Source organism: Pseudomonas brassicacearum (genome assembly GCF_003732225.1).
In the GTDB taxonomy this organism is placed as follows: domain Bacteria; phylum Pseudomonadota; class Gammaproteobacteria; order Pseudomonadales; family Pseudomonadaceae; genus Aquipseudomonas; species Aquipseudomonas brassicacearum_E.
Window position 1 is genome coordinate 540,785 of the sequence record NZ_MOBJ01000006.1, and the last position, 25,024, is coordinate 565,808.

General features: G+C 59.9%; 23 protein-coding genes. 14 read left to right on the forward strand and 9 right to left on the reverse strand.

Annotation, left to right across the window (positions count from 1 at the left end; translation table 11 throughout):
* Positions 1–181: 181 nt before the first annotated feature.
* Together BK659_RS27725 and BK659_RS09190 are read left to right on the forward strand one after the other, a co-directional pair.
* Positions 182–349, forward strand: a complete 168-nt coding sequence (locus BK659_RS27725) for a DUF6026 family protein (protein WP_185015302.1) — start codon at positions 182–184, stop codon at positions 347–349.
* Positions 350–568: 219 nt separating this feature from the next.
* Complete coding sequence (locus tag BK659_RS09190; RefSeq protein WP_123424748.1) at positions 569–2,323, forward strand: phosphoethanolamine transferase CptA; 1,755 nt, start codon at positions 569–571, stop codon at positions 2,321–2,323.
* Between the two features lie 152 nt (positions 2,324–2,475).
* Here the strand turns inward: BK659_RS09190 and BK659_RS09195 are convergent, their stop codons facing one another.
* The gene (locus tag BK659_RS09195) at positions 2,476–2,967 is read right to left on the reverse strand and encodes a GNAT family N-acetyltransferase (RefSeq protein ID WP_123424749.1); all 492 of its coding nucleotides are present in this window, start codon (positions 2,965–2,967) and stop codon (positions 2,476–2,478) included.
* A 419-nt stretch (positions 2,968–3,386) separates the two neighbouring features.
* On the opposite strand from BK659_RS09195, the gene BK659_RS09200 reads away from it, so the two are divergent.
* The 6 genes from BK659_RS09200 (at position 3,387) to BK659_RS09225 (ending at position 11,031) form a co-directional block, all read left to right on the forward strand.
* On the forward strand, positions 3,387–4,511 hold the full coding sequence (locus BK659_RS09200; protein WP_123424750.1) for a C45 family autoproteolytic acyltransferase/hydrolase: 1,125 nt from the start codon (positions 3,387–3,389) through the stop codon (positions 4,509–4,511).
* 117 nt (positions 4,512–4,628) lie between these two features.
* Positions 4,629–6,191 carry an ABC transporter substrate-binding protein gene (locus BK659_RS09205; protein WP_404942520.1) on the forward strand — a complete coding sequence of 521 codons (1,563 nt, stop codon included), beginning with the start codon at positions 4,629–4,631 and terminating at the stop codon, positions 6,189–6,191.
* A 10-nt stretch (positions 6,192–6,201) separates the two neighbouring features.
* Positions 6,202–7,143, forward strand: coding sequence for an ABC transporter permease (locus BK659_RS09210; RefSeq protein ID WP_123424751.1), 942 nt, complete (start codon positions 6,202–6,204; stop codon positions 7,141–7,143).
* Positions 7,140–8,000 carry an ABC transporter permease gene (locus BK659_RS09215; RefSeq protein ID WP_123424752.1) on the forward strand — a complete coding sequence of 287 codons (861 nt, stop codon included), beginning with the start codon at positions 7,140–7,142 and terminating at the stop codon, positions 7,998–8,000. The genes BK659_RS09210 and BK659_RS09215 overlap by 4 nt, the downstream gene beginning before the upstream one ends.
* A 2-nt stretch (positions 8,001–8,002) precedes the next feature.
* Positions 8,003–9,652 carry an ABC transporter ATP-binding protein gene (locus BK659_RS09220; RefSeq protein WP_123424753.1) on the forward strand — a complete coding sequence of 550 codons (1,650 nt, stop codon included), beginning with the start codon at positions 8,003–8,005 and terminating at the stop codon, positions 9,650–9,652.
* A gap of 104 nt (positions 9,653–9,756) precedes the next feature.
* Entirely contained in the window at positions 9,757–11,031 is a 1,275-nt protein-coding gene (locus BK659_RS09225; protein WP_123424754.1) for an OprD family porin, read from the forward strand.
* Positions 11,032–11,244: 213 nt separating this feature from the next.
* On the opposite strand, the gene zapE is transcribed toward BK659_RS09225, so the two are convergent.
* The 5 genes from zapE to BK659_RS09250 form a co-directional block, all read right to left on the reverse strand.
* On the reverse strand, positions 11,245–12,363 hold the full coding sequence (gene zapE, locus BK659_RS09230; protein WP_123424909.1) for a cell division protein ZapE: 1,119 nt from the start codon (positions 12,361–12,363) through the stop codon (positions 11,245–11,247).
* 819 nt (positions 12,364–13,182) lie between these two features.
* A complete protein-coding gene (locus tag BK659_RS09235) occupies positions 13,183–13,524 on the reverse strand; it encodes a nuclear transport factor 2 family protein (RefSeq protein WP_123424755.1) in 342 nt (113 codons plus the stop codon).
* A gap of 51 nt (positions 13,525–13,575) precedes the next feature.
* Positions 13,576–14,292, reverse strand: coding sequence for a helix-turn-helix transcriptional regulator (locus tag BK659_RS09240; RefSeq protein ID WP_123424910.1), 717 nt, complete (start codon positions 14,290–14,292; stop codon positions 13,576–13,578).
* Between the two features lie 175 nt (positions 14,293–14,467).
* Positions 14,468–15,427 carry an agmatinase gene (gene speB, locus BK659_RS09245; protein ID WP_123424756.1) on the reverse strand — a complete coding sequence of 320 codons (960 nt, stop codon included), beginning with the start codon at positions 15,425–15,427 and terminating at the stop codon, positions 14,468–14,470.
* 13 nt (positions 15,428–15,440) lie between these two features.
* The gene (locus BK659_RS09250) at positions 15,441–16,532 is read right to left on the reverse strand and encodes a polyamine ABC transporter substrate-binding protein (RefSeq protein ID WP_123424911.1); all 1,092 of its coding nucleotides are present in this window, start codon (positions 16,530–16,532) and stop codon (positions 15,441–15,443) included.
* A gap of 101 nt (positions 16,533–16,633) precedes the next feature.
* Here BK659_RS09250 and BK659_RS09255 point away from each other — a divergent pair, with 101 nt between their 5' ends.
* The 4 genes from BK659_RS09255 to BK659_RS09270 all read left to right on the forward strand — a co-directional run bounded on the left by BK659_RS09255 (position 16,634) and on the right by BK659_RS09270 (position 20,802).
* A complete protein-coding gene (locus BK659_RS09255; RefSeq protein ID WP_123424757.1) occupies positions 16,634–17,536 on the forward strand; it encodes a LysR family transcriptional regulator in 903 nt (300 codons plus the stop codon).
* A 560-nt stretch (positions 17,537–18,096) separates the two neighbouring features.
* Entirely contained in the window at positions 18,097–18,471 is a 375-nt protein-coding gene (locus BK659_RS09260; protein WP_123424758.1) for a DUF6124 family protein, read from the forward strand.
* Between the two features lie 326 nt (positions 18,472–18,797).
* Positions 18,798–20,270 (forward strand): nucleobase:cation symporter-2 family protein, encoded by a 1,473-nt coding sequence (locus tag BK659_RS09265; RefSeq protein WP_123424759.1) that lies wholly within the window; start codon positions 18,798–18,800, stop codon positions 20,268–20,270.
* A gap of 58 nt (positions 20,271–20,328) precedes the next feature.
* The gene (locus BK659_RS09270) at positions 20,329–20,802 is read left to right on the forward strand and encodes an LEA/WHy family protein (RefSeq protein ID WP_123424760.1); all 474 of its coding nucleotides are present in this window, start codon (positions 20,329–20,331) and stop codon (positions 20,800–20,802) included.
* A 22-nt stretch (positions 20,803–20,824) separates the two neighbouring features.
* On the opposite strand, the gene BK659_RS09275 is transcribed toward BK659_RS09270, so the two are convergent.
* Positions 20,825–21,745: a carbon-nitrogen hydrolase family protein gene (locus BK659_RS09275; RefSeq protein ID WP_123424761.1), complete on the reverse strand. Its 921-nt coding sequence runs from the start codon at positions 21,743–21,745 to the stop codon at positions 20,825–20,827.
* Between the two features lie 85 nt (positions 21,746–21,830).
* Here BK659_RS09275 and BK659_RS09280 point away from each other — a divergent pair, with 85 nt between their 5' ends.
* Entirely contained in the window at positions 21,831–22,760 is a 930-nt protein-coding gene (locus BK659_RS09280; protein WP_123424762.1) for a LysR family transcriptional regulator, read from the forward strand.
* A 160-nt stretch (positions 22,761–22,920) separates the two neighbouring features.
* Here the strand turns inward: BK659_RS09280 and BK659_RS09285 are convergent, their stop codons facing one another.
* The gene (locus tag BK659_RS09285) at positions 22,921–23,172 is read right to left on the reverse strand and encodes a hypothetical protein (RefSeq protein WP_019690567.1); all 252 of its coding nucleotides are present in this window, start codon (positions 23,170–23,172) and stop codon (positions 22,921–22,923) included.
* 165 nt (positions 23,173–23,337) lie between these two features.
* Here BK659_RS09285 and BK659_RS09290 point away from each other — a divergent pair, with 165 nt between their 5' ends.
* Entirely contained in the window at positions 23,338–23,655 is a 318-nt protein-coding gene (locus tag BK659_RS09290) for an ElaB/YgaM/YqjD family protein (RefSeq protein ID WP_123424763.1), read from the forward strand.
* Positions 23,656–23,859: 204 nt separating this feature from the next.
* Here BK659_RS09290 and BK659_RS09300 read toward each other — a convergent pair whose 3' ends face one another.
* Complete coding sequence (locus BK659_RS09300) at positions 23,860–24,900, reverse strand: Ldh family oxidoreductase (RefSeq protein ID WP_123424765.1); 1,041 nt, start codon at positions 24,898–24,900, stop codon at positions 23,860–23,862.
* Positions 24,901–25,024 lie beyond the last annotated feature (124 nt).

Below are 25,024 nucleotides of genomic sequence, written 5' to 3' on the forward strand. Positions count from 1 at the left end.
CGGACGATTTGCCCGAGCTATAGGGATAACGTCCCAAACGTTGGCGAAGACACAGGGACAACGAAAAATAAAAAAGTTCCATAAATAACAAAAAGAAACCAGAATCGGCGCCGAAAGTGGTTCGAGCATGGCTCCCGAGCAATCCGGCCACAGATGTGACACGCCATTTGCGAGGTGAGCAATGGGCACCGTAGTAAACGCACTGCCTCCACAAACGCTTTACGTCACTATCCGTCGTGACGAGTTGCGCCAACTCAAAGCCGAACGTGAGCAGCTGCTCGAGCAGGTCGCGCAACTGCGCCGGTTGCTTGCCCAGGCACAATTGCCTGAGCAACCGGTAACGCGCTAAACCGACGGGTGCCTGAGTAACGATCCAGGCGCCGCGCCCGCGCAAACAGAGATGCAACGACCACTGCGCAAGCTGTCAGTTAGCTGAACGAAACTCACATTTTTTTCACATCTGTCTGATGATAATTCGTCGGTTATAGCCGCCCACCTTGTGAGCGGTGCAATTGTTGGTGTCTGGAATGCTCCAGTATCCGCAGTAAATAATCGGCTGGAGCGCTGAATGACGATGTTTAAACGCAGCAATACGTCTGCGAATGGTTTCGATTGGGCCGGATTTGGCTGGCTGTTCCTGTTCTTCTGGTATTTCTCCGGCATCACCCAATTACTCATTCTGGTGTCCGACACTGCAGGTTTCGCCGGATTCCGCCAGGCCTTCATCATGAGCGCCATCTGGCTGGCACCGATGTTACTGTTCCCGGCGCGTACGCGCTTGCTGGCCGCATTGATCGGCGTAGTGCTGTGGGCCTGCTCGATGGCGAGCCTGGGCTACTTCTTTATCTATCAGCAGGAATTCTCGCAAAGCGTCATCTTCATCATGTTCGAATCGAACGTGTCGGAAGCGGGTGAATACATGGCTCAGTATTTCGCCTGGTGGATGGTCCTGGCCTTCCTCGCGCATACCTCCGTTGCCGTGTTCCTGTGGACGCGGCTGCGCCCGGTTTACCTGTCTCGTGGCAAAGCGCTGCTGACCGCGACCGCCATTCTGGTCGCCATTATCGGTTATCCGCTGGTCAAGCAGACTGCCCATACCGGTAGCTTCGCCAGTGGCATCGAAAAATTTGAAACCCGAGTCGAGCCCGCTGTGCCGTGGCAGATGATGGTTGCCTATCGTCGCTACCGCGAAACACTCGGCAGCATGCAAGGCATGCTCGACAACGCCAGTCAGATCCCGCCATTGCACAACTTCAAGGATGCGCTGGCAAACCAGCCCGCGACCCTGGTGCTGGTGATTGGCGAATCGACCAACCGTCAACGCATGAGCCTGTATGGCTACCCGCGTGAAACCACGCCGGAACTGGACAAGCTCAAGGACCAACTGGCGGTTTTCGACAACGTCATTACCCCGCGCCCTTACACCATCGAGGCGCTGCAACAGGTTCTGACCTTCGCCGACGAAGAAAATCCGGACCTGTATCTGAAAACGCCGTCACTGGTCAGCGTGATGAAACAGGCGGGTTACAAGACCTTCTGGATCACCAACCAGCAGACCATGACCAAGCGCAACACCATGCTCACAACGTTCTCCGAGCAGGCTGATGAACAGGTCTACCTGAACAACAACCGCAACCAGAACGCCCGTCAGTACGATGGCGATGTGCTGGAGCCGTTCGCCAAAGCCATGGCCGACAGTGCCCCGCGCAAGCTCATCGTCGTGCATTTGCTCGGCACGCACATGAGTTATCAGTACCGTTATCCGCCGACGTTCGACAAATTCAACGATCGTCAGGGTGTGCCGGCCGGTATCAGCGATGACCAGTTGCCGACCTACAACAGCTACGACAATGCGGTGTTGTACAACGACTTCGTGGTCTCGAGCCTGATCAAAGACTACGCAAAGACCGATCCAAACGGCTTCCTGCTGTACCTCTCCGACCACGGCGAAGACGTTTTCGACTCCGCAGGTCACAACACCCTGGGTCGTAACGAAGCCAAACCAACCGCGCCGATGTACACGATTCCGTTCATCGCCTGGGCTTCGCCGCAATGGCGAGAAACCCATGACTGGAACTTTGCCGCGGATCTGCAACGGCCTTACAGCAGTTCGCACCTGATCCACACCTGGGCAGAACTTGCAGGCTTGAGCTTCGATGAACTGGACCACAGCAAGAGCCTGGTCAGCGACAGTTTCAAACCGCGTCCGCTGTTGATCGGCAACCCTTATGAACGCGAGCAGAAGGCACTGATCGACTTCAGCCTGATGAAACCCAAGGCTGCTGCACCTACCGCTGTCAGTGCTTCAAGCACCAAGCCGTAATCTCTTCGGGGGCTGGTTCCAGCCCCCTTTTCTGCGCAACAAAGATCGCAGCCTGCGGCAGCTCCTACGCCGAATAACCGAGGCCGTGCGCAAATCCGTAGGAGCTGCCGAAGGCTGCGATCTTTTGGGGGCAGCCTGCGTTTCCTCTGCCCTTAAAGCGCCTTGATCCAGAACAGCATGCGGCCATGAGCGGGATCGAACATCCCCGCCGAAAACCCGAACTTGCTGTAGGAACCCTGCGCGACTGCGTTGCCTTCCAGCACTTCCAGCGTGATTTTGCAGCAGCCGCGCTGACGGGCAATGTCCTCGACCTTTTGCAGCATCTTTTGGCTCAGGCCCAACCCGCGGAATTTCCCAACCACCATTACGTCGTGGACGTTGATCAGTGGACGGCAGGCAAAGGTCGAGAAACCTTCGAAGCAATTCACCAGCCCGGCAGGCTCCCCGTGAACAAACGCCAGGACACTGAACGCATGGGGTCGCTTGGCCAGTTCGCCGGGCAATTGCTGCAAGACATCGGCCGATAACGGCGTGCCACCACCCATCGGGTCTTCTGCGTAGTGGTTCAGAACAAGACTGATCGCTTCGGCGTGTATCGGGTTGGTGTAGCTGGCCTGGAGTACCAGGATATCTGCGGATTCCATTTCCATCCTCGATCAAACAGTGAGTGTGCATCCCTGCGCGCATCGCGCTGTCAGCGCTGGGCTAACCGACATTAGCGTGCCGGGAGCACTGCGGACAACTGCCAAATCACCACCGAGCGACGTTTTTATCGGCAATGCATTACGGGACACCTCCCTCTGTCGCTCAGCGGTACAAAAAGCAGGAGTTTTCCGATTTTTCTGAAAGCTAAATACACAGAACATAAACAACAGGCAGGACGACAGGCCATAAACATCGCTACAGCATAGATAAACCGGGCCTTTTCGAGCACGACCCGATGAATGAAGCGCTGTAGGACGCCTACAGCAAGGTTTTATCAGTCAACCAAAAGCATTGACAGGGGAGTCGGATCCAGCAACTCTTGTACCCAACGCAAACAAAAAACATGAGATTGCCAACCATGAGCCACTCCCCTTTCCCTCTCGTCGAGATCAGCGGTACCCCTTTCGAACGCGGCGTTCAATACGGTCAAGCCGTCAGTCAACGGATTCACAAAAGCATCGAGATCTACTCTGTCCAACTGCTGAAGATGGGTTACACCTGGGCTGACATCCGTGGCTTTGCCAATGAGTTCGTGCCCAGCATCGAAGCATTCGAGCCGGAGTACGCTCAGGAAATGCGCGGCATCGCCGAGGGTGCAGGCTGTGATTTCGAAGCTATCGTGCTGATCAACGCCCGCACCGAGATCATCCAGTTGGGCCGACGCAAGGCTCGCCTGCCAGATCCGGACGGTTGCACCGGGGCGGTGATTCTGCCAACGGCTTCGGCCGCAAACGAAGTGATTCACGGACAAAACTGGGACTGGCGCGCGGAATGTGCCGAGAGCGCCATCGTGTTGAAGGTCCTGCGCGAAGACGGCCCGGATGTGTTGACCTTCACCGAGGCCGGAGGTCTGGCCCGCAACGGGTTGAACTCGATTGGCACCGCAATCACCGCCAATTACCTGGAGTCCGAACGCGACTACACCCAGGTCGGCGTACCACTGCCGTTCATTCGACGCAAGGCGCTGGAGGCCGCGCACTTCGCGCTGTCGATCAAGGTGGTCGCCACCACCGCCAAATCCACCTCCAACAACATGATGCTCAGCCACGCCGGTGGATACGCGATCAATTTTGAATGCGCCCCAGACGAAGTCTTCCCGATTCAGGCGGAACAGGGATTGCTGGTGCACGCCAACCATTGGCAGAGCCCGGTGGCACTGGGCAAGTTGCGTGAAGCCGGATTGAACAGCGTGCCGGAAAGTCTCTACCGCGATGTGCGTGTGCGACAGATCCTCAGTGAAACGCCCGGACAATTGACCGTCGAGCACCTGAAAAAAGCCTTCTTCGATGACTTCGGCACGCCATGGGCCGTGTGTCGCCCACCGCTTTCCAATACGGCCGGCAACCTTTCGGCCACGGTCGCCATGGTGGTGATGCGCCCGGCCAAAGGTTTAATGGAGGTCGCACCGCTGCCGGCGGTGAACCGCGAGTTCAGCGCCTATACGCTGGCAATGGAGAGCGACATCAACCACTACCTCAAGTAACTCACGCGACACCCACGCCTGCGGGCGGCACGACAACAACAATGACAATAAACAACTAACGGTTTGCGACTTCTGCCGGTTCCAACCGTCGCAAACCGCCAATGGAGAATCACTCCCGTGCATACATTCACTCGTATCGCCCTGACGCTAGGGTTCAGCAGTCTCGCTATAGGTAGTCTCAGCGCCGAGGCCGCCAGCACCTTGCGTGTAGCGCTCAACGCGGACATTCGCAGCACCGATCCTGGCGTCAATCGCGACGAAAACACTGACGCGGTGGTGCTGCACATCGTCGAAGGCCTGGTGGCCTACCGCGAAGACGCCTCCGTCGGGCCGCTGCTGGCCAGTAAGGTCGAGGTGTCGGCCGATGGCCTGGAATACCGCTTCACCCTGCGTGACGGGGTGAAGTTTCATAACGGTGCGACCCTCACCGCCGCCGACGTGCTGTGGACCTGGAAACGTTATCTCGACCCGCAGACCCAGTGGCGCTGTCTCGCAGACTTCGATGGCCGAAGCGTGGCGAAAGTCGCCGACATCAGCGCGCCAGATCCATTGACCGTGGTCTTCACCCTCGACAAACCCAATGGCTTATTCCTCGCACAAATGGCCCGCTCCGATTGCGGCGGCACCGGTATCCTGCATCCGTCTTCTGTCGATGCGAACGGCAAGTGGCAAGCGCCAATCGGCACCGGGCCGTTCAAGCTCGCCGAATGGAAGCCGGGGCAATACGTCGATCTACAGCGTTTTAGCGACTACAGCGCCCGTCCAGAGACAGGCACCGACGGCTATACCGGCAACAAACAGGCCTTCGTCGACGACCTGCGCTTCATGGTCATTCCCGATGCCGCCTCAGCCAAAGCCGCGCTGCAATCCAAAGGCGTCGACGTGCTGCCCGATGTCACGGTAATGGACGCCCGCGAACTCGAGGCCTTGCCAGGCATCAAGACCTCCAGCAGTTCCAACATGTCGCTCAACGCCCTGCTGTTTCAGACCCGCGACCCACTGCTCAAGGACGTACGCATTCGGCGCGCCATCGCGCTGTCGCTGGACAGCGAGCAAATGGTCCAGGCATTGACCGAAGGCACTTCCCACGCCAACAACTCGGTGGTGCCAGACACCAGCCCCTACTATAAAAGCGTTCAGAAGCAAGGCTACAAAGCCAACATCGAAGAAGCCAAACGCCTGCTCAAGGAAGCCGGTTACAACGGCCAGCCACTGAAAATCATTACCAACAAACGCTACCAGAGTGTGTTCGACATGGCGGTACTGAGCCAGGCCATGGCCCAGGCGGCCGGGTTGAACATCGATATCGAAACCCTCGAATGGGGCACGCAACTGGAGCGCTACCAGACCGGTGCCTACCAGATCATGGCGTTCCCCTATTCGGCGCGCTTCGACGCGGCGCTGAACTTCGAGTCGGTGATGGGTGACAAGAATCAGCAACCGCGCAAGGTTTGGGACAACCCCCTGGCACAGGGCTGGATGCTTGAGTCCATGCGTGAAATCGCTCCGCTCAAACGTCAGGCGCTGTTCGATAAGTTGCACCAACAGATGCTCGCCGATGTGCCCATGGTGGTGATGTACAACGGCAGCACCGTGGGTGCCTTTCAGGATCGGGTCGAAGGTTACCGCTCCTGGCCCATCGCCAAACCGCGCCTGTGGGGCGTGAAACTGGCCGAGTAGGAGATCGATCATGTTGCGATTTATCGCTCAACGCCTGGCATTGTCGGTGCCGACCTTGTTGCTGATTTCGGTGGTGGTGTTCGCGCTGATCCGCTTCATCCCCGGCGACCCGGCGCTGTTGATGCTCGGCGATATGGCCGACCCGCAAAGCCTGGCCAGCACCCGCGCAGCACTGGGACTGGATCACTCGATTGGCGTGCAGTTCGTCTATTGGTTGCAGTCGGTACTCAGCGGTGACCTCGGTGTGTCGATCACCAGCAAACAACCGGTGCTGGAACTGATCCTCGACCGATTCTCGGTCAGCGCCAGCATCGTGTTGGTGGCGGTCCTGCTGGCGGCGCTGATTGCCGTTCCAGCAGGCCTGTTCGCGGCCTGGAAACAGGACAGCGCGCTGGACCTGGGGTTGGTCACCGGCGCGACCCTGCTGCTGTCGATTCCCAGCTTCTGGCTCGGCTTGCTGTTGCTCTACGCGTTCGGGATCAAGCTCAACTGGCTGCCCGTGGTGGGTTATGTGCCGTTCGCGCAGAACCCCGGTGAAGCGGTGACCTATCTGGTACTGCCGATTGTCACCCTGACGCTGGTGGAGTTGGGGGCGATTACCCGGATGGCCCGGGCCAGCACCATCGAGGTGCTGCGCCTGGAATACATCGCCCACGCCAGAGCCAAAGGTTTATCGGAACGCGCGGTGCTGTGGCGTCACGCGCTGCCGAATGCCTTCGCGCCGACCTGGACCTTGATCGGCTTGATCCTCGGCAATTTGCTGGGCGGTATCGCGGTACTGGAAACGGTGTTCACCCTGCCCGGCATCGGCCGCTTGATGGTCGACGCCATCTACGCTCGCGACTACCCCGTGCTGCAAGGCTGCCTGCTGTTGATCACCTTCATCTACGTAGCGGTCAACCTGTTGGTCGACCTGCTCTATCCACTCTTTGACCCAAGGGTGAAGCTATGACTGTCTCCCTGTCTTCCGTGAGCCCTGCACCTGCGCGTCGTCCGCTGCGTTGGCCACCGGCGAACGCCTTGATTGGCGGCACGCTGCTGGCGTTGTTAATCAGCATGGCCCTGCTCGGTGTGTTCTGGACACCTTACGATCCGCTGAAAATCGACTTGCTGTCACGCCTCAAGGCGCCCTCGGCGCTGCATTGGCTGGGCACCGACGAGTTTGGTCGTGACGTGCTCAGCCGGCTGATCATCGGTGCACGCACCAGTTTGTGGATCAGCCTGCTGACCGTGTGCCTGGCGCTGTTTTTCGGCAGTGTGATCGGCATGCTCGCCGGTTACCTGCGAGGCTGGACCGATCGCATCCTGATGATGATCAACGACGCACTGCTGGCGTTCCCCGGGATTCTGATGGCGCTGGGGTTGATGGCGATCATCGGTGCCAGCCAGTACGGCATCGTCCTGGCCTTGAGCATCGCCTACACGCCGTCGGTGGTTCGGGTGGTGCGTGGCAGTGTGCTGTCGTTGCGTGAACGCGAGTTCATTGAAGCCTCGCGAGTGATCGGCAATTCGGAGATCTACACGCTGTACCGACACGTCGCCCCCAACTGCGTCGCGCCGCTGTGCGTGCTTGCCACCAGCATGTTCGGCTGGACGCTGCTGTCGGAAAGCGCCTTGAGCTTCCTCGGCCTGGGTGTTCCGCCACCTGCGGCGACCTGGGGCAACATGCTCGCCGCCAGCCGCCCGTATATTGCCAACGCTACCTGGCTCGGCCTGTTCCCGGGGTTGTTCATCGCCCTGGCGCTGGTCGCCATCAACCTGTTCGGCGACGCCCTGCGCGACCGCCTCGACCCGCGAATGAGCCGTTGATCATGCCCAGTCAAAAACCGTTGCTTGAAGTCGACCATCTGCTGATCCGCGCCGGCGCCGAAGGCCCGCTGGCGGTCAATGATCTGAGTTTCACTGTCGCGCCCGGCGAGATTGTCGCGCTGGTGGGCGAATCCGGGAGCGGCAAGACCATGGCCGCTCGCGCAGCGATTGGCCTGCTGCCACAGCCGATGGAGGTCTGTGGCGGCGCGATCCACTTCGAAGGCCAGGACCTCAATCAACTCAATAGCGCGCAATTGCGTGATATCCGCGGCGCGCGAATCGGCATGGTCTTTCAGGAACCGATGGTCTCGCTCAACCCGGCCATCCGCATCGGCGAGCAAATGGCCGAAGGTCTGCGCCTGCACACCGACCTGAACACGGCACAGATTCGCCAACGCTGCGTGAACATGCTCACGCGCATCGGCATCGCCGATCCCGAGCGCTGCCTGAACGCTTATCCCCATGAGTTCTCCGGCGGTATGCGCCAGCGGATCATGCTCGCCTCGGTGATGTTGCTGCGTCCGGCGCTGCTGATTGCCGACGAACCCACCACCGCGCTCGACTGCCTGGCGCAGCTGGACGTGATTGAACTGATGCTGGAGCTGACCCGCGAGCAAGGCACGGCGATCCTGTTCATCAGCCATGATTTGTCGCTGGTGGCACGTTATGCCCACAAAGTCGTGGTCATGCGCCACGGTCAGGCGGTGGAGCAAGGTTCGATCAATCACATTCTGTTGGCTCCGCAACACGCCTACACCCGCCAATTGCTCGAAGCGCTGCCCAAGCGCGGCGAATTGGCTGCGTTGCTGGCGACCGACAAACCCTTGGTGGAAATCACCGGCGTGAGCATCGAGCATCCGGGGCATGCGCGGTTCTGGGGTAAATCGCAACCCAAGCGCGCCGTACACAACGCCAACCTGTGCATCGCCCCCGGTGAAACCCTGGCGCTGGTCGGTGGCAGCGGCTCGGGCAAAACCACGCTGGGTCGTGCGCTGGTGGGACTGGTCAACCCTTGTGCCGGCGAGATTCGCTTCAAGGGCGTCGATATCCTCAAGGCGGGTCAGCGTGATCATCGGCTGCAATGCCAGATGATCTTTCAAGACCCGTACTCATCCCTTGATCCGCGGATGCGCATTGGCGAAACCCTCGCCGAACCGCTGCGTCATCTACCGGAGCTGAGCGCAGAGCAAAAACGTCAGCGCGTCGCCACCACGCTGGTGGATATCGGCTTATCTGAAGCGTTCATGGAGCGCTTTCCCCATCAATTGTCGGGCGGACAACGCCAGCGGGTGGCCATCGGTCGAGCGCTGGTGCGGCACCCGCAACTGGTGATCGCCGACGAACCGATTTCGGCGCTGGACATGACCATCCAGAAGCAGATCCTCGAACTGTTCGAGCGCCTACAGGCGCAGTACGGCTTTGCTTGCCTGTTCATTTCTCATGACCTGGCGGCCGTCGAACGCATCGCCCATCGGGTGGCGGTCATGCACCAGGGTCATATCGTGGAAATTGGCAGCCGTGAGGCGGTCTTCGACAACCCATTGCATCCCTACACCCGCCAATTGCTGGCGGCCGCGAGCCCACTGGAACAACTGTCGGGCGGCGGTTACCGCCTCCGACCAACACCCGAAAATCTGCAGCCCACGCCTTAGTTAATCACTGACTTCACCTCTGGCGCCTTCAGACACCCCTGAATGCGCCCCTGGCGAAGCCATGCCCGAGAAAAACAACAAAAGCCCTCACAGGAGCCAACACCATGAACGCACGACTCATGCAGCACTTGACCTTGATCGGCGGCACCAGCCTGCTGCCGATAGCCGCCGAAGCGGAATTCCTCAAGGACAGCAAGGCCACGCTGGACCTGAAAAACTACTACTTCAACCGCGACTACCGCGAAGGCGATGGCCAGTCCAAGCGTGACGAATGGGCCCAGGGGTTTCTACTGAACCTGCAATCGGGTTACACCGAAGGCACGGTCGGCTTTGGCCTGGACGCGCTCGGCATGCTCGGGCTGAAGCTCGACTCCAGTCCGGATCGCTCCGGCAGCGGTTTGTTGTCCCGAGAAAGCCAGGCCGAACCGGGCAAGCCGAGCTACGCCAGGCGTGCCCACGACAGTTATTCCAAGGTTGGCCTGACCGCCAAGGCCCGTGTTGCCAAGAGCGAACTGCGCCTCGGTCATCTGCTGCCCGACCTGCCCTTGCTGCAACCGAACACCAGCCGGGTGCTGCCGCAGACCTTCGAAGGTGGCATGCTCAGTTCCAAAGACATCAAAGGCCTGACGTTACGCGGCGGGCAGATCGATCAGGTCAAACAGCGGGAATCCACCGACTACGAAAAAATGGGGTTGACCAGTCAGAGCGGGGCTTACAAGAGTTCGGCAAAAAGCGACGAGTTCCGTTTCGGCGGCGCGGATTACCAGTTCAACCCAACGCTTGCCGGCAGCTATTACTACGCGCAGCTTGAGGACATTTATCAGCAGCACTACGTCGGCCTCAAACACAGCCTGGCGTTGGGCGGCGGCACCCTGAAAAGCGATATCCGCTACTTCAGCGCCGACACCGCCGGCGCTGGTCTGGCCGGCACCGTCGATAACCGCGCCTTGAGCACCCGCTTCATGTATGCGATTGCCGGGCACGCCATCGGAGGCGGCTTCCAGCAGCAGTACGGTGAAACACCGTTTGCCTACGTCGACGGCAGCAACACTTACCTGTTCACCGAGTACCAACTGAGCAACTTCTCGCAAACCAAGGAACGTGCCTGGCACGCCCGCTACGATTTCGACTTCGCGACGGTGGGCATTCCGGGGCTGCTGTTCTCCACGCGTTACGCCAAGGGCGATCAGGCACAGATCAGGAAATTTGTCGGTGAAGGCCGGGAATGGGAGCGTGACATCGACCTGGGCTACACCATCCAGAGCGGCCCGCTGAAAAACGTCAGCGCCCGCTGGCGCAACGGCATGAGCAAAAGCAACTACCAGCGCGACACCAACGAAAACCGCTTGGTCCTCAGTTATAGCGTCAAGCTGTGGTAACCCGAAGTTGAACATCGCAGCCTGCGGCAGCTCCGCCGACCGCGTACACCCCGGGACTTATGGATGTACGTCGCCCCCGTAGGAGCCGCCGAAGGCTGCGATCTTTTGGCCGTGTTACGCCATGCCGAAGATCAAGATCAAAAGATCGCAGGCTGCGCCAGCTCCTACACCTATCTCCTTTGCCTTTAATCCCGCCTCCCCCGGCACAAGGTTTCAAGCCTCGGCAAAGCGCTGTAACTGCATTTCTTTAAGCCGGCTGTGGGTCCGGCGAAACGGGAACTCCAGGTAACCCTCGGTGTACAGCTCATCCATCGACACCTGCGCTTCGAGGTACAGCGGCACTTTGCGGTCGTAGCACTCGTCGACCAGTGCGATAAAGCGCCGCACGCTGTCGTCGTGTACCGACAATTGCGGCAGTTCACGGTCACCGGCATCGACGCGCTCGGCGCCATCCTCGGTGCCTCGGGCAATGCGTCCGGGGCGCTGATGGGCACTGAGATTGGGCACTTCGCTCAGCAGAATAGCGCTGAAGCGATCGCACAGCGCCATGAAATCCATCGCCGCGAACGGTTGCTCGCACAGGTCCGCGTAACGGCACCAGAGCACCGTTTCACTGGCCTTGACCGCAATCACCGAACGATAGCCGATGGTTACGGGATCGCTGGACACTGGCTGTCCTTCGGTCAGTTCCTTGAACACTTCACTCATCGGGCTGGGCTGACCAGGTGCGCTGACCCAATACCGTTGCAGAGCGGCGCCAGGATGCAATCGGTGATCTTCACCACCGTCCACCGCCACCACCTGCATGTGGCTTTTGATCGCGGCAATCCCCGGCAAAAAACGATCACGGTTGAAACCGTCCGCGTACAGCTGATCCGGGGGTTGATTGGAGGTGCAGACCATCACCACGCCTTCGTCGAACATCACCTGGAACAGCCGCCCGAGGATGAGCGCATCGCCGATGTCGTTCACGAACAACTCGTCAAAACACAACACCCGCACGTCCCGGGCCAGCTCACGGGCCAGCGCTCGCAGCGGGTCGGCAGTGCCAGTCAGTTGAAACGAGCGCTGGTGCACCCAGCCCATGAAATGATGAAAGTGCTGACGCCGCGCCGGAACCCGCAGGCTTTGGTAGAACTGATCCATCAACCAGGTCTTGCCCCGCCCGACCGGCCCCCAAAGATAAACCCCGGTGATCGGCGTTCGTCCCTGATGCAAGGCTTCGTGGCACTGCTGCAACGCCAGAACGGCATGTTCTTGCGCGGCATCCGGCACGAAGCCTTTTTGCGAGAGGGCGTACTGGTAAGCGCTGAGGGGCGAATCGAAAGTCATATCGGCCATTGGTCCGAACGCAAAAGTCTGGAGTATGCCACGACACGCGAAAACTCCCGGCACACAACCCCGTAGCAGTTGCCGCAGGCGACGTCCGGCTGCGCAGCAGTCGTAAAATCAGGCTACGCGGTGCTTCAGGCTCACCGAGTCGTCAGCATTTACGACCGCTACGCGCTCAAACGCAGGCTTCGCCAGCTGCTACGGAACTCCCGGCACACACAACCCCGTAGCAGTTGCCGCAGGCGACGTCCGGCTGCGCAGCAGTCGTAAAATCAGGCTACGCGGTGCTTCAGGCTCACCGAGTCGTCAGCATTTACGACCGCTACGCGCTCGAACGCAGGCTGCGCCAGCTGCTACGGAACTCGCGGCGCACACAACCCCGTAGCAGTTGCCGCAGGCGACGTCCGGCTGCGCAGCAGTCGTAAAATCAGGCTACGCGGTGCTTCAGGCTCACCGAGTCGTCAGCATTTACGACCGCTACGCGCTCGAACGCAGGCTGCTACAGAACTCCCGGCGCACACAACCCCGTAGCAGTTGCCGCAGGCGACGTCCGGCTGCGCAGCAGTCGTAAAATCAGGCAACGCGGTGCTTCAGGCTCACCGAGTCGTCAGCATTTACGACCGCTACGCGCTCGAACGCAGGCTTCGCCAGCTGCTACAGAACTCCCGGCACACACAACCCCGTAGCAGTTGCCGCAGGCGACGTCCGGCTGCGCAGCAGTCGTAAAATCAGGCTACGCGGTGCTTCAGGCTCACCGAGTCGTCAGCATTTACGACCGCTACGCGCTCAAACGCAGGCTTCGCCAGCTGCTACAGGGGCCTAGAGCGAGATATCGAGTCGGGCGATTTTGCCTTGCTCGTTCAGGCGGAACACATAGCGCAACTCCAGCGGGCTGCCGGGGAACGTGCCGGAAATCAGGTTGCTGACCAGCACTTTGCCGGTGCGCTGCTGCACGTCCAGTACTTCGACCCGAGGCTGGTAACGTCGAGCGGTGTCTTCCATCCATTGCGCGATGGCGTGGGTGCCGACCTGATGGGCGCCTTCATCGAAAACGTTGGCATCCTCGGCGAAAAAACTGGCGACCGTCGAGCTGTCACGGGCATTGGCGGCAGCGATATAGGCGGCAATGGCAGGTGCGAGTGAAACGGCTGGGTTCGACATGGTGCGGCTCCTTGTTGGTTGATTCTGGAGCCATTTTAAAGCAGTGCTGTGTCAATTCTTGTCAGGAGTGAAACGCCCCGCTTCATCCAGTTGCATCGCCTTGCGCCAGGCCCGCAACAGGTCACTGCGACGCCCCGGATAGCGTTCACCCAGCTCTCGGGCGGCGGCAATCCGGTCGGTACGAAAGGTTCGAAAAGCCTCGCGCAACTCGCACCAGGCAACAATCACGCGGGCCTCATTCATAAAACCCAGCGCCAACGGCCAGATCAGCCGCTGGCTAGGGGTTTTGTTCACGTCCGCGTAATCGATATGCAACTTGGCCTGCGCACGAATCGCCTGGCGGAACACGTTCAATTCCACAGCATTTTGCGGATAGCCATAGCCCGGCGGCCCCGGCAAGACCGTCGGATTGCGCAAGGCCTCCTGGGCGTCCGGCGCCAACACGGCGGCAATCTTCGCCAACGCATCGGCGGCGGCTTTGCTCAACACCTCATCGCCACGCTGATCGACATAACGCAAACCCAGCACCACCGCTTCGGTCTCGTCGGCATTGAGCATCAGTGGTGGCAGAAACAAACCGCTGCGCAGCACATAACCGATGCCCGCTTCGCCAAAGATCGGCGCGCCGAGGGCCGTCAGTTCGGCGATATCGCGGTACAGCGTGCGCTCGGAGATTTCCAGTTCGCTGGCCAATGTCGCCGCCGTCACCGGACGACTTTTACCGCGCAGCACTTGCAACAAGGTCAACAAACGACTGGTACGCGACACGATCAGCATGCTCTGAGGAATGAAGGTCGACGAAGCTTAGCAGAGGCCACTGTCAGAAACTGTCAGCAGCAAAAAAGCCCCCTGTGGGAGCGAGCCTGCTCGCGATAGCGGTGTGACAGTAAACATTGATGCCGAATGTAAAACCGTCATCGCGAGCAGGCTCGCTCCCACAGGGTTATTGATCGACCTTATGTTTAGCCGCGTACAAACACAGCATCTCCATCGCCAGCGTCGCTGCCGCCAGTGAGGTGATTTCCGCGCTGTCGTATGCCGGCGCGACTTCCACCACGTCCATGCCCACCACATTGATCCCGCGCAGCCCGCCGAGAATTTCCAGCGCTTGCACCGTGCTCAAGCCTCCGCACACCGGAGTGCCAGTGCCTGGCGCAAAGGCCGGATCCAGGCAGTCGATGTCAAAGGTCAGGTACACCGGGTTATCGCCGACCCGGGCGCGAATCGCCTCAATGATCGCGTCGCAGCCGCGCCGATGCACTTGCCGTGCGTCCAGCACTTCAAAACCCTGATGATCATTGTTGGTGGTGCGCAAACCGATCTGCACCGAACGCGATGGATCGACCAGGCCTTCTTTGGCTGCGTGCCAGAACATCGTGCCATGGTCGATGCGCTTGCCGTCTTCGTCCGGCCAGGTGTCGCTGTGCGCATCAAAATGAATCAGCGACAAGGCGCCGTGCTTGCGGGCATGGGCCTTGAGCAGCGGATAACTGATGAAATGGTCGCCGCCGAAGGTCAGCATCGCGCAGCCAGCCGTGAGGATTTTTTCGGCGTGGGCTTCGATGCTGTCCGGTACCGACTGCGGCGTGCCGGCGTCGAAGGCGCAATCGCCATAGTCAATCACCGCCAGATGATCGAACGGGTCAAACGTCCAGGGCCAGTGACGCTCCCAGGCAATGCCGGTCGACGCGGCGCGAATCCCGCGTGGCCCGAAACGTGCGCCGGGGCGGTTGCTGGTGGCGGTGTCGAACGGCACACCGCTGACCACCACATCCACACCGCGCAGATCTCGGCTGTAACGGCGCCGCATGAAACTGGTGATACCGGCGTAGGTGCTTTCGGCGGCAGTCCCGTAAAGACTGTCGCGGGTCATGGCCTGGTCGTTCTGATCGGCGATTTCCATGAGGTGTTCCTTGTTATTGACGGGTACGGAAAGTGGTCCAGAGATGGGTGCGCTGACGCATGTCCTTGAGGCTCATGCTGCGGTCGGCATACAACCGGCCACGCACATCGGCGGGCGGATAGATGTCCGGATCGTTGCGTACGGCAGCATCGACCAAGGGCGTGGCGGCCTGGTTGGCGGTAGCGAAAAACAGCGTGTTGGTCAGCGCCGCGACGGATTCGGGGCGCAGCATGAATTCGATAAAGGCCCGGGCGGCTTCCGGGTGTGGCGCGTCCTTGGGAATCGCCAGGTTGTCCTGCCAGACCAGCGTGCCTTGTGTAGGAATCCGATAGGCGACTTCGAAGGTTTTGTTGGCCTTGCGGGCCTGATCGGCGGCCATGCTGGCGTCGCCGTTGTAGGTCAGCGCGAGGCAAACGCTGCCGTTGGCCAAATCGTTGATCTGCCGGCCGGTGGCGACGTACAGCACTGAAGGCTGCAACTGATGCAACAAGGCTTCGGCAGCCGCCAGATCATTCTTGTCAGTGCTGTAGGGATCTTTACCGAGGTAATGCAGCGCCAGACCGATCACCTCCTGCGGCGAATCGAGAATTGCGATGCCACAATCCTTCAGCTTGCTGGCGTATTCGGGCTTGAACAACAGATCCAGGTTGTTGAGCGGCACACCCGGCAAGCGTTTCTCCACCGCCTCGACGTTCATTCCCAGCCCTAGAGTGCCCCAGGTATACGGCACGCCGTAGCGGTTGCCGGGGTCGACCGCCGCGAGTTTGCCCAACAGGTCAGGATCGAGGTTGGCGTAACCCTTGAGCTGGTCGTGGGGAATTTCCTTCAACGCCCCGGCCGCCAGCCCACGAGCCAACACGCTGGAAGATGGCACTACCACGTCATAACCACTGCCGCCGGTGAGCAACTTGGTTTCCAGCACCTCCGGCGTGTCGAAGGTGTCGTAGCGCACATGGATGCCGGTTTCCTGCTCGAAGCGCTGCAGGGTTTCGGGCGCCACATAGTCAGCCCAGCTGTAAAGATTGATGACCTTTTCTTCGGCCTGCGCCGACATGGCCGTAGCCAACACTAACGCGGGAAACGCAAACCTGAGAGCCGTAACCATGACAAGCACCTGAGCGATTGAAGTGCTTGCAGCTTGCAGCGGAAGATACATTGTAAAAATATTAAGTTTATTATCCTGACTTTAACCGTGAGTAATGTTTGATGCTCGGTCAACTGCATGATCTGGACCTGCACCTGCTGCGCCTGTTCGTCAGCGTCGTTGAATGCGGCGGCTTCAGCGCGGCCCAAGGCGAGCTTGGCCTGAGCCAGTCGAGCATCAGCCAGCAAATGGCCAAGCTGGAAACCCGCCTCAGCTATCGGCTGTGCAGTCGCGGCAAAGGTGGATTCAAGCTGACACCCAAGGGCGAGCAGCTTTTGCTGGCGACTCGCGGGCTGTTCGAGTCCATCGAAGCGTTCCGCCATCAATCCAACGGTGTGGCCGGGCGATTGATCGGCGAGGTGCGCCTGGGACTGTCCGAAGCCCTCGATCAGTCCGTGTTGCAACAGGTTGCCGAGGCGATTCGACGCTTTCGTGAACGGGATGAATCAGTGCGTATCGAGCTGATCAGCGCGATGCCAGCGGAAATGGAACGGCTGTTACTCCAACAACGGCTGGACCTGGCGGTCGGCTACTTCTCCCAGGTGCAAAGCGCCTTCGACTACCGCCCGATGTTCAGCGAAACCCAGCATTTGTATTGCGCAGCCGGGCATCCGTTGTTCAGCAACGACGCCCCGGATGAGGAGGCATTGCGTAACACGGACCGGGTCGATCACCCCTATCGTTTCCTGCGCAGTGACGAGCCGCTGCACAGCACACTCAGCTCGGCGCGCTCGGAACAGGTCGAAGGCACCCTAGCCTTCATTCTTTCCGGCAAGCATGTCGGCTACCTGCCCGATCATTTCGCCCGCTCGTGGGAAGACAAAGGCTTGCTCAAAGCGGTGGGCCAGCCAGAGTTGAGTTTTGACGTAACCTTCCACCTGGCCCGACACCGTGCACAAGTGCCGGGCGATGCACAGTTGGCGTTTGAAGAGGATTTGCTGACGGCGTTTGCACACACGCCGTAACGCCCCCCGTCAAATACGTTGGAGAGCCGCACCCGCACTCGTAGCAGCTGCCGAGCCCGCGAGGCTGCGTTCGGCTCGGTCCGCGCTCGGGCGAAGCAGTCGTAAAATCAGGCAACACGTTCTTTCAGGTGAACCGCGTATGCAGGATTGGCGAGGACTTCGTCCTCGAACGCAGCCTCGCGGGCTCGGCAGCTGCTGCGGGTGTTTATGCTTGCCTACGTAACCTCAGTCGCGGGCTACAACACCTTGCGTCACGGCCTACACCTGCGCCAGAATCCGCCGGCTTGTGCGCTTTGGCCCTCACCTCTATCGTTTCCGTGTCGCTGATTATCAGCGATCGGGTTTGGTAGCCCGAGTTCGGCTAAGGCGCACAGCGCCGACATTTCCACTCAGTGGGCGGTTTCATTTTGCCTGTTGTTTGTTATGGCGGCTGTGCGCAGGGTGCCTTCGGGCACGCCGGTTGCCTTAGTCCCGGTCTACCAACCTGTGTTCAGTCGCCACCCTATTTGTTTGGTAGCAATGGGTGCGACTCCCCTCGACTTAGACTTAGGAGTTTCACCATGTTCAAAGCCACGCCCAATCCCCCCGAAACCGATCCGGTTTCCCCCTACGCCTCCCTCGACTCGAAAGAACTCCACGCCGCCGCGCACCGTGCGCTCGATCATTACCTGGTGCTGCCCGAAACCAAGGCACTGTTAGCCGACCGACGCCCCGGCTGCATTTTCGTCATCGCCCCCGACGTCGACAGCGAAACCCTGCTCGCCCATGCCTGCGAAACCCTCGCCTCGGCCAACGTCATGGCCAGTGACCTGGCGTTCGACCTCGAAGGTCCCAAGCGCAATACCGCGCTAGCGATTCAGCAGATGATTTCCCTGGCCGAACTGACGGTGAATCGCGCACTGGATCACCTCGATCCACCTGACTCACCGGAATAACGGCCAACACTGTGGAGCTCTTGTGGGAGCGAGCTTGCTCGCGATGACGGTTTTACATTCGGCATCAATGGTTACTGTCACACCGCTATCGCGAGCAAGCTCGCTCCCACATTTGATCTTTGCTGCTTCGAACTTTGTGCTCGCTTAACTGACTGGCATTAGCGCAAGCCCCCTCGCCAGCCCTTGAACTGTGCGCGCAGACCACACAAAACCCGCCACCTTTTCAAAAGGCTGGCGGGTTTGTCGTTTCCGCGCGTTGCCCTCGATGCCCGCGGCTGGCATCCTGCGCCTCCATTTTCTGACCTGGCCTTATTGGCACCCTCCCCGTGACCTCATCTGACCACTCGAAAACTGCGCTTCGTTCCGACCTGATCTACGGCCTCTACGATCGCCCACACTTCACCGCGACCGTCTTCGCCGCGCTGCAACATGTGCTGGCGAGCTTCGTCGGGATCATCACGCCCACCCTGATCATGGGCAGCGCCCTGGGTCTGCAAAGCGAAATCCCCTACCTGATCAGCATGGCGCTGTTCGTTTCCGGCCTGGGCACCTTCGTCCAGGCGCGACGCTTCGGCCCGATCGGCTCCGGTCTGCTGTGCCTGCAAGGCACCAGTTTCTCGTTTATCAGCGTGATTCTCAGCGCCGGATTCATGGTCAAGGCGCGTGGCGGAGGCACCGATGAAATCCTCTCGACGATCTTCGGCGTGTGCTTCTTTGCCGCGTTTATCGAAGTGGTGCTGAGCCAGTTCATTGGCAAGTTGCGGATGCTGATCACCCCGGTGGTGACCGGCACCATCATCACCCTGATGGGCTTGTCGTTGGTCAAGGTCGCCATGACCGACATCGCCGGCGGTTTTGGCGCTGCGGATCTGGGCGCAGCAAGTCACTTGGCCCTGGCTGCACTGGTGCTGGGTACCATCGTGGTGCTCAACCGGGTCGACGTACCCTTCTTGCGCCTCGGTGCCATCGTCATTGGCCTGACCCTCGGTTACGTGGTCGCGTGGCTGATGGGTGACGTCGATTTCGCCAATATGGCCGCCGTGCCGCTGATGAGCGTGCCGGTGCCGTTCAAGTACGGCTTCAACTTCGACTGGGTGGCGTTCGTTCCGGTGGCGGTGATTTTCCTGGTCTCGCCGCTCGAAGCGGCCGGTGACCTGACCGCTAATTCGATGATTTCCCAGCAACCGGTCAAAGGCCCGATTTACATTCGGCGGATCAAGTCCGGTTTGCTCGCCGACGGCCTCAACTCGGCGATGGCGGCGGTCTTCAACAGCATGCCGATGGTCACCTTCGCGCAGAACAACGGGGTGATCCAACTGACCGGCGTGGCCAGCCGCTACGTCGCGTTCTTCATCGCCGGGCTGCTGGTGTTGCTGGGGCTGTTCCCGATGATTGGCGCCGTGCTGCAACTGATGCCCAAACCGGTGCTTGGCGGCGCAGAGCTGGTGATGTTCGGCACTGTGGCAGTGGCCGGGATCAAGATCCTCGCCGAGGCCGGTCTGCATCGGCGCAACATGCTGATCGTCGCCATTTCGCTGGGCATGGGGCTGGGCGTCGCCGCCGTACCGGAAGTGCTGCGCGAATTACCCAAGGCGCTGCACAACATCTTCGAGTCGCCGATCACCGTCGGTGCGTTGTGCGCTATCGTGCTGAATATCTTTCTGCCCGAAGAATTCATCGAGCTGGAAGAAGACGATTTCGATCCGGAAGCTTCGATCCTCACGGTCATGGAGAACCCGGATGTCACGCCACACGGCGAACCACTCAAGCCTTCCGTGGTCGCACAGGTGAACCGCTAACGCTGCTCGAGGGTCGAGCCGCCAGCGCTTCGACCCTTATTTTATCGAGAGCTCGTTCATGCGCAGATTCCTCGCTTTAAGCCTTTCCCTGCTGTTGCTCAGCTTGAGCGCCTGCGCCCTGTTTCCCAATCGCGACCCGCTGAACGTCAACGTGGTCGGCATCGAACCGTTGCAAAACCAGGACCTGGAAGTGCGCTTTGCGGTGAAGCTGCGCCTGCAAAACCCCAACGAAACGCCCATCAACTACAACGGCGTAGCCCTGAGTCTGGAGGTCAATGGTCAACCCCTCGCCACTGGCGTGAGCGATCAAGCGGGAACGATCCCGCGTTACTCGGAAGCGATCCTCACCGTACCCGTGAGTATTTCAGCGTTCTCCGTGCTGCGCCAAACCCTTGGCCTGAGCCAGACGCAATCCCTCAACAACCTGCCTTACGTGTTACGCGGCAAGCTGTCTGGCGGGGCGTTAGGCACCCTGCGCTTTGTCGATAAAGGCACACTCAACCTGCCGGGCTCGACAGCAGGCATCTGGTAAATCAGCCGCAGAGCACAGCGCCTCAGATAAACCGCACACCGGGTTTGGCCCGTTCATCCACGGTCAGCTCGAACACATCCGGGCGCGCGTAGTGCCCGACCACGTCGTAGTCGTAGCGCGCACGCACCAGTTCGTCGGTGTCGATTTCGGCCGTCAGCAAGCCTGCGCCGCCCAACAGCGGCCCGGCCAGCACGTCGCCCATCGGGCCGATGATCACACTGCCGCCGGCAATCAGCGGGCGCTCGGCCGACCAGTTGGCAATCTCCACTCCCAAGGCTTGCGGTGATGGCTGGACCTGACAGGCGCTGACCACGAAGCAACGTCCTTCGTGGGCAATGTGGCGCATGCTGACCTGCCACATTTCGCGCTCGTCGACCGTTGGCGCGCACCAGACTTCCACGCCCTTGGCGTACATCGCCGTGCGCAGCAGCGGCATCATGTTTTCCCAGCACACGGCGGCACCAATGCGCCCGACCTGGCTGTCGATCACGGGCAGTGTCGAGCCGTCGCCCTTACCCCAGATCAACCGCTCGGTGCCGGTGGGCATCAGTTTGCGGTGCTTGGCCACAAAGCCGGTTTGCGGTTCGAAGTACAACGCGGTGCAGTACAAGGTGCTGCCTGAACGCTCGATCACGCCCAGCACCAGATTCGCACCGGTACGCGCAGACAATCCCGCCAAGGCTTCGGTTTCAGCGCCCGGTACCTTGATGGCATTGGCAAAATAGCGTGCAAACGCCTCACGACCTTCCGGCAATCGGTAGCCCAACTGCGTGCCGAAGCCTTCGCCTTTGGGGTAACCGCCGAGTAACGCCTCGGGCATGACCACCAGCCTGGCACCGGACTCGATGATCGCCTGTTCATAAGAAAGTATCTGTTCCAGGGTCTCGCCCTTGCCGCCTGGCAACGAACCGATTTGCAGTGCAGCAACAATGGACTTTGGCATCGCGGTAACTCCCTGAGTATTGAGGTATTGCTCATTCTCCGGCCACCGCCGATCATGAATAAAGCCCAATTCACTGCTGAAAGATATGAGCCAAATGAATATCGCCGACATTGACCTCAACTTGCTCAAAGTCTTCGAAGCGCTGCACGACGAGTCCAGCGCCAGCCGCGCCGCGCTGCGTTTAGGGGTTACGCAGTCCGCCGTGAGTGCGGCATTACGCAGGCTGCGCGATGTGTACGCCGATCAATTGTTCGTGCGCACCGGCCGTGGTTTGGCGCCGACGTTACGCGCCAATCAATTGAAACCGGTGATCAGCGATGCGCTGAACAAGTGCCGACAAAGCCTGGCGATGATCGACCCTGCGGCCAACCAGTACGAAGGTCGTTCAGTGATTGTGGGTTTGTCGGATGATTTCGAGATCGCCTATGGCCGGCGATTGATCGAGGAAATCGAGCGTCGAGCGCCAAAGCTGCGGTTGATCTTTCGCCAGACCCACAGCCAGATCGTGGCTCACGCCTTGTTGGAGCGCAGCGTTGACCTGGCGATTACCGCAGGCGGTTTTGCCGAGCGCTTGCTCAGCCGTCAGGTGTTGGGTGAAGGCAGCTATCAGTGTCTGGTCGACCCCGACAGCCTGGCCGACGGGCAACAGGAAATAGGCCTCGACGAGTATGTCGCTCGTGAGCACATTCTGGTGTCGTCTGGAGGGTTTATCGGCATTACCGATGAGGGTTTGGCGGGCCTGGGATTGAGTCGGCGAGTGTGCGCGTCAACCACGCATTTTGCCGCGTTGCCGTTCTTGCTCAAGGGCAGCCAGGCCGTGGCAACCATCCCGGCCCATGCGGCGCAGAGCATCGCCGCACTCAGCGGGCTGACAGTGCTGCCCTGCCCGCTGAGCCTGCCGCGTTATCCGATTGAACTGGGCTGGCGGACCAACAGCCAACTCGACCCGCTGTTGCTGAAGGTTCGTGAAGCGATTGTGGCCAGCTTTTTAAAAGCACTGCCCGCGATCTTTTGATCTTGATTTTGTCGATGCCTCATCCGCCACAAAGATCGCAGCCTTCGGCAGCTCCTACATGGGGACGCGATCCCGTAGGAGCTGGCGCAGCCTGCGATCTTTTGACGGTGCTGAAGAATGCCAAAGAGCAAGATCAAAAGATCGCAGCCTGCGGCAGCTCCTACTTGGCGGCCATCAAGCGATTGACTTCGCTGCGGACCATGTTGGCGTATTCCGGCGGTGACATGGCATCCAGCTCGGAGCGCACCCATTCGGCCCATTTGCCTTTGCGCTTGGAGCGCTCGCCGAACAAGCGTGCCGCTTCGCCTTTGGATTTGCCCAGGTTGCTCTGCCAGAGGTCGAACAGACGGGACTTTTCATCTTCAAGCGCAGCGCGCTCGGCAAGGGGCTTGTCGGCCAGATTGAAGCTCATGGGAGTTACCTGCTGCATAAAATAGGCGCCATCTTACACTGTAGGCAGAAATTTCCGGGGGCGGATTTTCCATTTGCGTTGAGTTTCAGGGCAAAAAAACTGCAACTTTTCCGCCGCGCCTACACTCAATTGATCACTGTCCCAAAACCAGCAAGGAGTCACCTGATGGCCCGAAAAACCCCGGTGCACGCAAATGACGAGCAAATCAAGGATCAGGTCTTCAGCGAGCTGCAAGCGCTGATCGAAGAGTCGGAGAAACTGCTCAAAAGCAGTGCCTCACTGGTCGGTGAGGAAGCTGAAAACCTGCGCGAACAAGTCGCGCTGAAACTGCGGCAGGCACGCGATTCTGTCTCCAGTGTGCGTGAGCGGACCCAACCCGTGATCGAGGCGACCGAAACCTACATCGGTGGTCATCCTTGGCAAACCGTAGCGATCTCGGCCGGTTTTGGTCTGGTGGTGGGGTTGCTGCTGGGGCGTCGCTGAAGAATCAAAAGCGAGCCCATGGGCTTAAGAAGCAAGTCCAGTGTGGGAGCGAGCTTGCTCGCGATGACGGCTTTACATTCGACATCAATGTTTACTGTCATATCGCAATCGCGAGCAAGCTCGCTCCCACATTCGATCGTTGCTGTTTCGGAGCTTGTATTCGCTTAACTAAACCGGCATTACGTCATGGCTCGCCTTTTCACCTCAATTACCCGCCAGTTCGCGCAATTGCGCCAGGGTTTGCGCATCGAGCGTGATGCCCCCAGCCAGCGCCTTGGCCCGCTCGCGATGACGTCGGTCACCCGGCAAACGCCGCAGCCCCACAGCATGCATCTGCCTGACCAGTTCCTGACTGCGTTCGGCGAAACTCTGCCCGGCGGCTTTGCTCGGATCGATCACGATCAGTAACTGGCCGGTCCACGGGGTTTTCGCTCCCGGATGATTGGACCAGTCGAACTCGAACGAGAAGTTGCCACCGGTCAAAGCCGCCGCCAGCAGTTCGACCATCATCGACAACGCCGACCCCTTGTGCCCGCCGAATGGCAGCAATGCACCGCCCTCCAGAATGGCTTTCGGGTCCTGCGTTGGCTGGCCCAGGCTGTCTACGCCCATACCGGGCGGCAAACGCTCACCCTTGCGCGCGGCAATCTGCACGTCGCCATGGGCGATGGCGCTGGTGGCCAGGTCAAACACTATCGGGTCGGCCCCCGCGCGTGGCGCGGCGAAGGCAATCGGGTTCGTGCCAAACAACGGGCGATCGGCGCCGTGCGGCACCACGCAGGTCATGCTGTTGACCACACTCAGCGCCACCAGGCCTTCATAGGCAAAGGGCTCGACATCCGGCCAAAGTGCGGCGAAATGGTGGGAATTACGGATCGCCATGACCGCGATCCCGGCGCTGCGGGCTTTCTCGACCAGCAACGCGCGACCTGCGGCCAACGCCGGTTGGGCAAAGCCGTTGTCGGCATCCACTCGAACAAAGCCCGAGGCCACGTCCTCGACTACCGGAACCGCCTTGCCATTGACCCAGCCGCTGTTCAGCGTCGAGACATAGCCCGGAATCCGGAACACCCCATGACTGTGGGCGCCATCGCGCTCGGCGCCGGCACAGTTCTCGGCCAGTACCCCGGCGACCTCGATCGAGGTGCCATGTCGCAAAAAGATCTGGGTCAATAACTGCACAAGTTCCGCGAAACTCAGTGCTGGGGTGTCCGGGTTGACAGCCATTTCGGGCGATACAGGCATCTGAAGCTCCACTTTTATTATTGAATACGGGCAACAGCGTGAAATCGGGTTGCACAGCAACCGAAAACTTGCCGATTAAGTGCTGTTTTGCAGGTGATCTGTCAAGACTCAGGAGCGCACAAAC